This window comes from Francisella sp. 19X1-34, from assembly GCF_041102755.1.
Taxonomy (GTDB): Bacteria; Pseudomonadota; Gammaproteobacteria; order Francisellales; family Francisellaceae; genus Francisella.
Genome location: NZ_JBGCTX010000006.1, coordinates 42,132 through 52,141 on the forward strand (window position 1 = coordinate 42,132; position 10,010 = coordinate 52,141).

A 10,010-nucleotide genomic window follows, 5' to 3' on the forward strand; every position below is an offset into this window, starting at 1 on the left:
TTATTTGCTATAATAATATTCTCTAAATTATTAAATAATTAATATTAAAAATGTACCAGCTAAGAAAAGGTAGTAAATACCTTGTTTTCTTTGTGGTAATCTTTGTTGCATTACCACCTTTTGCTACTGACACATATATTCCTGCATTTGGAAGTATTAGTAGTTTCTTTCAAGTAGATGTTAGCATTCTATCTATTACAATCTCAACTTACCTTATCGGTTTTGGTGTCGGTATGGTTTTTTGGGGAGCATTATCAGATAGGTTTGGAAGAAAAAACATACTTATCATTGGGATGCTTATATATATACTAAGTACTATATTATGCTCGTTCACCCATGATTTCGATATGTTGATATTTATGAGATTTATGCAAGGCTTAGGAGACTCTCCTGCTTCTATAGCTGCATCTGCTATACTAAAAGATTGCTATAGAGGACAGAAACTCATAAAAATGATGGCTACGATGGCTACGATGGCTATGATATTTATGATAGCTCCAATAGTTGCCCCAATTATTGGAAGTATAATTATATATACAACAGGAAGATGGCAAGATATTTTTCACTTTTTAACTATCTATGGAATTATCCTACTTATAATATCATTTGCAATACCTGAAACTCTTATGTCAAAAAACAGATCAAAGAGCTTACCATATAGTTTCAAAGTTTATTTTAAACATTTAATAAATCCTCCATTTATAATAACCTCAGTAGCTAGTGGTCTTTGCTTTGGGGCATTTTTTAGCTTCATTAGCTCATCTTCTAATTTGATTATTGGATATTATAAATTAGGATATATTCGATTCTGTATACTTTTTGCCCTAAATATCTGCGGTGTTGTATTAGCTAGTTATTATATAAAAAATAAAATAAATTCTTCTAATGAAAAATATTTTATTTTTATGGGCTATGCTTCTGTAATTGTAATATTAATTGCTAATATTATAAGCTCAACTTACCTTAATAATATTTATCTCTTTATTATTTTAAATGCCTTTGCAACAGTAAGCTTTTCTTTAATAAACATTATCACAACAACAAAAGCTATTGATTTGTTAAAAGAAGGTTTTGCAGCCGGGAATGCCATTGTAAGATTACTAAGATTCATAGCAGCTGGTTTTGCTGGGTTTCTTATTAGTTTTTCATCTGTTTCTAACTTAATGATAGAAATTCCTGTGCAACAATTAGGATTTGTAATTTTATCTATACTTATTTTTATGGTGATTAAAAATAGATTATTTCCAGTAAAAGCTTAATTAGAATATTTTCTTATGTGTGTGACAGTAAGGTAGTGTTCCTTGCTTCATATAATAATCTAGATGATAATCTTCAGCTACATAATAAGGCTTCATTTCTCTAATTTCTGTAGCTACCTTATATCCCTTCTCAGTTAAAATATCTTTTACATCTTCCGCAATTTGCTTTTGCTTGTCATCATAATAAAATATAGCAGATTTATACTGTTCTCCAATATCAGGACCTTGACCATCAGTTTGCTCAAAATCATGAATTTCAAAGAAATGTTTAAGCAATGACTCTAAAGTAAGTTTAGATCTATCAAAAATTATCCTAACAACTTCTAAATATCCCGTATTACCATTGCAAACTTCTTTATAATTAGGGTACGGTTGATCTCCACCACAGTAACCTGACTCAGCAAATAAAACTCCATCAAGTTTTTTCATATAATATTCAACGCCCCAAAAGCATCCTGCTGCAACAATTATTTCTTCAGTTTCGCCAAAATTCTCATTAGCAATAAAATCAACAGATGCAGAGTTAACACAGTAACGCGTGTTTAAACTTGTGTAGTTTTCACCATGAAAAATATGTCCCAAATGTCCATCACATGAATTACATAGAATCTCAGTTCTTCTACCATCAGCATCAGGAAGTTCTTTGACATTATTACCTATATGAATATCATAACTAGGCCAACCACAAGTTGAAATAAACTTACTATCAGCTTTAAATAAAGGTGTCGCACAATTTCTACAGATATATACACCCTTTTGATCTAAATCATTATATCTACCTGTAAATGGCTGCTCAGTATCTTTGTTGATTATAATCTCGTACTCTTTTGGAGTTAAACTTTTTGTTTTAAGCACTCTAACACCTCTATGTATTAAATATTGTTAATAATTATTATACAAACTTTTGCAAAAGTATATTCTAATCTACAATATTTAGAAGATATTAAAAGGTTTTTTAGCAAATATAGGAGCAAAAATGAATAACAATATAGGTCTTAAGGACTATATATCATTAGCTATATTTATAGTTATAATCTTAGGAATCGGTATGCTAGTTGGTGCCTTAACCGCACATAATATACCAACTTGGTTTGAGAACCTAAATAGCCCTTCTTTTGCACCACCTAATTGGTTATTTGCGCCAGTATGGAGCATTTTATATATAATGATTGCTATCTCAGGATGGTTAGTGTTTTTAAAAGGACAACTTAGAGAAAAAGCTTTTATTGTTTATGCTATCCAACTAGGGCTTAATTTTTTATGGAGTTTTATATTTTTCTGTTGGCACGAACTAGGGTTAGCATTATTAGAGATGACTATATTGTGGATTTTCCTAGCTTGGAATATTAGAATATTTAATAATATCAGTAAAACTGCTGGATACTTACTTATACCATATCTTATATGGATAAGCTTTGCTTGGATACTAAATCTCAGTTATGTTGTTATTAATTAACAATATCTTTATCTGCTACAGATAAATGTAAATAATGTAAATGCTTATCATACTGGTTAACAATATCAGCGATTACTTGATCTTTTGAATATCCCATAATGTCATAATATTGCCCACCATGGCTTAGTAAAACCTCTACTCTATTATATGTAGTATTATTTTTAGATTGATAAGTTCTTAGAATCACGCTATAAACAAAGTCCTCACTATCTTCTATCGATATAGTCAGCTGTATATTATCATGGTCTCTTAAAACTTGAGTATCTATACCATTTTTTTCCATCTCATCTGCAACCTCTATAATAGCGGTTGTAACATCTTTTTGTAAAAAACTAATAGCTTGATCTTTTGATGGTTTATAAGCTATAGCTTCTAACCTTTTTTGCCAAGAGGTATTTGCTTTTACATACTGTACAACTGTAGAGTGTGTTTCAATACTTTTGAGTCTTAGATAGTCTAATCTTAATGATTTAATTAATGAAATAGACATTAAAAACAGGATAAATAATAAGGGAAATGCACTAATTATAGTTGCTGATTGTAAACAGCAAAAATAAGTGAGATAGCCAATAACCCACATAAAACTGACCAAGCAATACGATGCATAGTTATTGATTTTTTAGCATTTCCTGTAGCTAAGATATCTATAACTAATGCTCCACTATCTGCAGATGTGACAAAGAATGTAACTATCAAGAATACTGCTAGAATTGAAAGTAGTGTAGAGAAAGGAAAATACTGAAAAAACTCAAAAAGAGCAACTGGAATATTATTATTAGCCGCATCTATAAGATTTTGAGCATTAAAGTTCATAACAATATTAATAGCTGAGTTACCAAATATAGTCATCCATAAAAATGTAAAACCTGTAGGATAAACAAAACTCCTATAGTAAGCTGTCGAATAGTTCTCCCTTTAGAGACTTTGGCGATAAACATACCAACAAAAGGAGACCAAGCTATCCACCAGCCCAAATAAAGTCCAACTTCTTAACCACTCTTGACTTTCTTTATTATAAGCGTATAAGTTAAAGGTTTGATTAACCAAAGTACTTAAATAATACCCTATATTCTGAACATAATCTTGTATCAGTCCTGTTGTATTGCCAAGAAATAATATAAAAACCAACAATAACACTGCTAATACTATATTAAAGTTACTTAGAAATTTAATACCTTTATCAAGACCTAATGCTACAGATAGTGTTGCTAATGCAACAATGAATATAATATAGATTACTTGCATATTTATAGTATCAGGAAGTCCTGTTAAGAAACTGATTCCTGAACTTATTTGCATAGCTCCAAAACCAAGTGAAGTTGCAACCCCAAACAATGTCCCTAGAATTGCAAATACATCTATCGCATGACCTAAAGGGCCATAGATTTTATCTCACAATATAAGATAAAGAACAGATCGAGGTAATAGAGGCAGATCATGCCTATAGGCAAAATATGCCAGAGATAGCCCTACTATGACGTATACAGACCAGGCTTCTATACCCCAATGAAAAAATGTAGTATTCATTGCTTGCTTAACTATTTCCAATTGGTCATTAGAGATACTTGGTGGAGATAAAAAATGTTTTAATGGTTCTGCTACACCATAAAACATCAAACCTATACCCATACCAGCTGCAAAGAGCATCGCAAACCAAGATATATTACTATACTCAGGTAAATCATGCTCTTGACCAAGTTTAATATCACCAAATCTACCAAACATTAAAATTAAACATAAGCAAACAAAAATACTCATAGCTAAGATATATGCCCAGCCAAATTTTTCTAAAATTAGGTTTTGAACAATCGACATATAGTTAGCAAAATCTTTTGGAAAGATAATACCTAATAATGCTAGTATCGAAGCTAAAATAATTGCAGGATAAAATACTGGAGCATACGCCCCTTTTTTTCTTTGCATAAATGTCATATTTCTTAGTACTAGTAGCTACTTAACATAACATGTCTTTTTACATATATCAAAAATAGATATTTTTCTTATTTAAAGATCATTATAAAAAACATAGAATATAGACAATAGTTTATATTACGTAATTTTAATGAGAACTCTTACACAAAAGCTACATAAAGAAATAAAAAAACTCCATACATCTCAAGGTAGAAAAAAATCTTCCTACTATGTGATAGAAGGTCTAAGATGTTGTCAAGAAGCTATCCAAAGACTTCCATCTTCAGATATACATACAATAATAGTGACTGAAAAATCAGATAGCGACTCATACCCTATAGATAAAAAATACATCGTTTCTGAAAAAGATATCAGTGAGCTCTCACAAACTCAAAATTCACAGGGAGTTTTGATCTTAGCCTATAAAAAAGGGTTTAATAATCTTACGTTTAATGATGATTTCATATTAGTTTTAGATAGAATCCAAGATCCAGGGAATATTGGAACGATATTGCGTACAGCAATAGCTGTCGGGTTAACAGAAGTAGTTCTTGTTAATGGAACTGTAGATCCATTTAACCCTAAAGCAATCAGAGCGGGAATGGGAGCTCAGTTTGGCTTAAACTTTAACTACATTGACGATCTTAAGGAGCTAAAAAATATTTCAAAAATTAAAAATCATCAAATTTGGTTAACTACTCCTCATGAAGGTATCTCTTGCTATGATGAGAACTTTAAGCTAAAAAATAGTGTACTAATTTTAGGCGAAGAGGCTAATGGTATCCAAGATTTTTCAGTTGGTGAAAAAACTATGATCCCTACACTTAGTGATATTGAATCTTTAAATGTTGCTCAAGCAGCAACTATCTATTTATTTGAAGGTTTAAGACAAAAGCTGTTAAAATAAAAATAGAGATATTATTTAATAAGATAAAAGGAGAAGCATTATGAGCAAATGTAAAATTCATAAAAATCACGATCATGAACATAAAGATGGCTGTGGTCATACAAAAGTAAAGCATGGCGATCATTATGATTACTTACACGATGGACATCTGCACCACAAACATGAAGGCCACTATGACGAGCATACTTTAGAAGTATCAGAAAAGAATCCAGAGGGGTGCAAACCTATCAAAGATGAATGCTGTGATCATGTTCATGGACCAAACTGCGGACACGAAGCTGTTCCTCATGGTGATCATATTGATTATATTGTAGATGGTAGACTTCACCACCCTCATGGCGATCACTGTGATGATCATGGCCCTGTTGAGGTAGTAAAAAATAATAAAAAATAAATTATTTAATTTTATTACCTTTTTAAATTTTCTTTTTGGTAAGTAATTATAAGTTTAGTTACATCTTCACTAGATAAATCATCAAATAATATACCATTACTTGATAAATACTCTTTAAAATCATCAGTATCAAAATGTGGTTTTGGTTTTTTAAGAAGTTTATCTGAGAATTCTTTAAGAAGCCTATTATCAAGCCTAAAAGTAGCTAATTTATACTTAAGATTATTCATAGATTTCTTTAGGTCTATGCTTACTATATTTGCTTTTCCTTCTGTAACTATTGATTTGCTCATAGCAACCCTCTCTAAGTTAGTTGACTGACTACAGCTATTTTAGATATTTAGCCTACTCGTATATTTCTTCATATACATCATAAAAAATCTTTTATAGAAAATTTAAAATCTGAGATAGATTTCAATGTAATTATTATTTTGATTATAATTTCGACAGATACAACAGACAATATATTTTACACTAAACATGGGTTAAATTTTTTTCAACTATAGCTATTTAGTCAAGTAATGAACTTTTCCTAAATATAAATGCATATGACAATAAACATATAATCATTTATAAATGATAGAATAAAACCTTGAGAAATATAATTATTCTTTCGCTGACGAACCTTGTAGAAGCTTTTCTGTAGTAGAGAAATTCTCCAATGATTTAGAATGAAAAACGTCTATATTGATTAGATCCTCAATTTTATCTTTTTCAGATAGGTGAGTATCTTTAATCATTTTTACAACTACCTCAGCACCTTCAACGTTAGTTCCTGGTAGCCATAGCCATATATCAGATTGAGACATTCTAGTGAGCATGTCCGTTTTTCGTAATACTTCCTTTAGTGCCTTAGATATAGCTTCAATATCATTAGCTCCAATATAATCAAATATATTAATATGTATTAGTGAAAACTCGTACGCAGGGTCTCTATTTTGCATAGAGTATGCCCAATCAACTAAGCTGTAAAAAAACTCTGGAACAATATAATTTATTTCATCATATACCGGTACCGAATAATTTAATAAATTCTCTTTTATATGATGCTCAGCATTACTAGTAAGTGTATACTCGATAACGTTATGTCTGCGCATCTGCTCTATAGATACTACCGTACCACATTCTACACATTCTGAGACAAACTCTGGCTTAACAAATATGCTTTCACAAACTCTACAAGAATAGCTTTCTGGCAGCTTACTATCAGCTCCAAAAATTATATCTTCACTATGACACTCTGGGCACCTCTTAGAGAATAATGTATGCGTCGATGTACATTTAGAACAATATAAAAATGATTTTATTAATTTTTTAAATTTAACAATACCTAAGTTTTTAAGCTCATTTATCCAGTCAATATAGTTAAAATCATCATCTTGGATAAATACATCTAAAACTGGATAACTATAGCATGTTTCTTTAGAGTTATTTTTATATGGAGTTAAGTCTCTAGCTGCTTTTCGCGTACATAGATACACCAAAAATCGAGCTTGCCAATCATTTACTACATTATTTATATTTTTGATAACTTGTTCTATATTAGCTATTTCTTGGTTAATAGTTTCAATAAACTTGACCACCCCTTTAGCATCTGTAAATTCTTCTATTGTATAATTAGTCAAATCGTGAGTATTACAAAATACAGGTTTTAGATAACCATATACACTTGATCTAATTTTTTTAACAATCTCAATAATCTCTGAAATATCTGGATCAGCTGATTCATTATTATAGTCAATTACAAAAGCATCTATTTCTTCAAAATCTCTAGAGACATCATCTGACTTTGAAAATTCTCTAAGAGTAAATTCACTTAACTTTTCTTTTAACTCAGAGCTTGAAGTCTCAAGTATTGCAATATTTAATCCCACACGACCCCTCTTAAAACCTAATATATATAATTTAAAGTTATATTTTTTATAATTAAATGTAAACTATTATTTAGGCTTAATTAAGCCTAACCAAATATAGTTTATATATGGCTGTGGGTTTGTAATCAAATATAACAAGTAGAATTCATAATTGATTCTAAGGTTTTAGTCAGATGCTACAACACAATTTCTACCATTTCTTTTTGCATTATAAAGGCATTTATCAGCTCTAGTATAAATACTATCAGTGGTATCTTCATTTATAACTTGAGTGACACCTAAACTTATAGTTATAGTTTGATCTTTGATAGTATTTAATTCTTGCTTAACTGCTCTCCTAAGCTTATCTGCTACAATAACTGCATTACTCAAAGAAGTATTTTTTAAAATTAGCGCAAACTCTTCACCACCAATTCTAAATGCCGTATCAGTTCCTCGAATGTTCGATGCTATTAAACTACCTAACTCAGTAAGTACTTTATCACCTATTAAATGTCCATAGTCATCATTAATTCTCTTAAAAAAATCTATATCAAAGATAATCATAGAAAATGGTATTTCATATCTAGCATATAGTTTTAAGTTTTCTTTAATATGCTCATTATATGATCTTTTGTTATTAAGTTTTGTTAAATCATCAGTATATGTCTGTTTTCTAATAATATTCATTGCATTAAAAAGCTCTGTATTATCAACCGTTGTCATTAGAAGTTGTCTATTGTTGGGCATTAGAGCAATTGATGATCTTAATCTTCTTAATTTTCCTAATTTAGTTACACAAACTCTTTCAAAATCTTCATATATTGATTTTTTGCTTACTTCATTAAATACATTCTTATATTCATCTAAAGATTCTATATCCGTAAAATCAAATGTACTTTTATCTAATATTTCTTTACTAGAATACTCTAGCATCTCACAATATTTATTATTAACAAATTCATACTTACCATCTAAACTTAACAGACTAATACCACCTAATGCTGTTTGAAATATAGCCTCTAACTGCTCATTTTGTTCAATAATTACTCTTTGGTTTTCTTTCTGTGTCGTTATATCTCTAGCTGAAGCATAAAGTAGCTCTTGATCTTTAATATTTATAATATTTGCAGTTATAAAAGCGATATATTTAGAACCATCTTTTCTAGTATGTATCCTCTCTATTTCTATAGGGCTTTCTTTTAATGCTAAAATAATTTGAGTATACTCTTCTCTAGTAATATTCTTATCCCAATCATAGACACTTAAGTCCTTCATTTCATCATCAGAATATCCTAAAAGATCTTGGGCCTTTTTACTATAATCAAGAAGCCTACCCTCAAAATCCATAATAAAAACACCATCAGATGCTAACTCTAGGATGGTCTTATATTTAGCTTTTTCTCTACTTAAGAGCTTATTTGCCAAATCTACTTGTGTCGAATTTCTAGCATGAATAGTTCTCTGAGAGGCAAAAAGATATTTCTTATTATCAATAATAACACCTTTAGCATTTATCTCAACATCTATTAATGAACCATCTTTTCTCTTATGTTTTGAAATAAATATCTCTGGATTATCAATTAAATCCAAAATCAAAGAGTTAAGCTGTTTACTAGGAGCAAATGGATCCCAATCAACTACATTCAAATCTAGCATTTCATCTTGATTATAACCAAGATTATCCTTAAAAGACTCACTAAAAAATATAAGATCGCCTTTTTGATCGATGATATGAATCCCATCTGGTGTATTTTCTAATAAATATTTTAACTCTTTTTCTGAGAAATTTAACAAAACCAAACTCTACTAAATTAAATATATCAGCACACTTATATAAATATACTAACAATAATCTAGGTTCTGTGCACAAAAAATATAAATTAGATTGAAAATAGCTAAACCGTTGTTATTTAAAAGTTGAAAGACAGTAAATATCAAGGGTTTAGCAAATGCATTATCATATAAAAGAAGTATTCTGGTCAAGTATTTTATCATTCTTAAAATCACAAAAAGGTATACATACCAATGATGAAGACAAATTAAGATTGTTTATTGAAGCAGTATTTTATGTATTACGTACAGGCTGTCAATGGAGAATGTTACCATTTTATTATGGTAAATATAGATCAATACATAAACGTTTTAAAGACTGGTGTGATAAAGACATATTCTCCAAATTATTTAAGTCAGTGCAAAATCCTGATTTACAAGAAGTTATGCTTGACTC

At 29.8% G+C, this 10,010-nt stretch carries 10 protein-coding genes and 1 pseudogene; 5 read left to right on the top strand and 6 right to left on the bottom strand.

All coding sequences use genetic code 11. The annotated features are described in order from the left end of the window. Positions 1 to 50: 50 nt before the first annotated feature. Positions 51 to 1,259 carry an MFS transporter gene (locus tag AB8E56_RS01895; protein WP_329477384.1) on the top strand — a complete coding sequence of 403 codons (1,209 nt, stop codon included), beginning with the start codon at positions 51 to 53 and terminating at the stop codon, positions 1,257 to 1,259. Here the strand turns inward: AB8E56_RS01895 and AB8E56_RS01900 are convergent, their stop codons facing one another. Next, positions 1,260 to 2,114: a bifunctional methionine sulfoxide reductase B/A protein gene (locus AB8E56_RS01900; RefSeq protein ID WP_329477386.1), complete on the bottom strand. Its 855-nt coding sequence runs from the start codon at positions 2,112 to 2,114 to the stop codon at positions 1,260 to 1,262. A 121-nt stretch (positions 2,115 to 2,235) separates the two neighbouring features. Here AB8E56_RS01900 and AB8E56_RS01905 point away from each other — a divergent pair, with 121 nt between their 5' ends. Beyond that, a complete protein-coding gene (locus AB8E56_RS01905) occupies positions 2,236 to 2,715 on the top strand; it encodes a TspO/MBR family protein (protein ID WP_329477388.1) in 480 nt (159 codons plus the stop codon). Here AB8E56_RS01905 and AB8E56_RS01910 read toward each other — a convergent pair. Together AB8E56_RS01910 and AB8E56_RS01915 are read right to left on the bottom strand one after the other, a co-directional pair. Then, positions 2,708 to 3,205: a hypothetical protein gene (locus tag AB8E56_RS01910; RefSeq protein WP_329477390.1), complete on the bottom strand. Its 498-nt coding sequence runs from the start codon at positions 3,203 to 3,205 to the stop codon at positions 2,708 to 2,710. The two genes, AB8E56_RS01905 and AB8E56_RS01910, sit on opposite strands and share 8 nt — an antisense overlap. 35 nt (positions 3,206 to 3,240) lie before the next feature. Beyond that, positions 3,241 to 4,647, bottom strand: a pseudogene (locus AB8E56_RS01915) (BCCT family transporter). A gap of 130 nt (positions 4,648 to 4,777) precedes the next feature. Here AB8E56_RS01915 and AB8E56_RS01920 point away from each other — a divergent pair. Both AB8E56_RS01920 and AB8E56_RS01925 read left to right on the top strand, forming a co-directional pair. Then, the gene (locus AB8E56_RS01920; protein WP_329477392.1) at positions 4,778 to 5,533 is read left to right on the top strand and encodes an RNA methyltransferase; all 756 of its coding nucleotides are present in this window, start codon (positions 4,778 to 4,780) and stop codon (positions 5,531 to 5,533) included. 40 nt (positions 5,534 to 5,573) lie between these two features. Then, positions 5,574 to 5,927, top strand: coding sequence for a hypothetical protein (locus tag AB8E56_RS01925; RefSeq protein WP_329477394.1), 354 nt, complete (start codon positions 5,574 to 5,576; stop codon positions 5,925 to 5,927). Between the two features lie 14 nt (positions 5,928 to 5,941). Here the strand turns inward: AB8E56_RS01925 and AB8E56_RS01930 are convergent, their stop codons facing one another. From AB8E56_RS01930 to AB8E56_RS01940, 3 genes are all read right to left on the bottom strand, one after another. Continuing rightward, the gene (locus AB8E56_RS01930; protein WP_329477396.1) at positions 5,942 to 6,220 is read right to left on the bottom strand and encodes a hypothetical protein; all 279 of its coding nucleotides are present in this window, start codon (positions 6,218 to 6,220) and stop codon (positions 5,942 to 5,944) included. A 312-nt stretch (positions 6,221 to 6,532) separates the two neighbouring features. After that, on the bottom strand, positions 6,533 to 7,801 hold the full coding sequence (locus tag AB8E56_RS01935) for a hypothetical protein (protein ID WP_329477398.1): 1,269 nt from the start codon (positions 7,799 to 7,801) through the stop codon (positions 6,533 to 6,535). 165 nt (positions 7,802 to 7,966) lie between these two features. Further along, complete coding sequence (locus tag AB8E56_RS01940; protein WP_329477400.1) at positions 7,967 to 9,577, bottom strand: diguanylate cyclase; 1,611 nt, start codon at positions 9,575 to 9,577, stop codon at positions 7,967 to 7,969. Positions 9,578 to 9,732: 155 nt separating this feature from the next. Here AB8E56_RS01940 and AB8E56_RS01945 point away from each other — a divergent pair. Further along, on the top strand, positions 9,733 to 10,010 hold a 278-nt coding region (locus tag AB8E56_RS01945), incomplete at its 3' end, for a transposase (protein ID WP_329477402.1).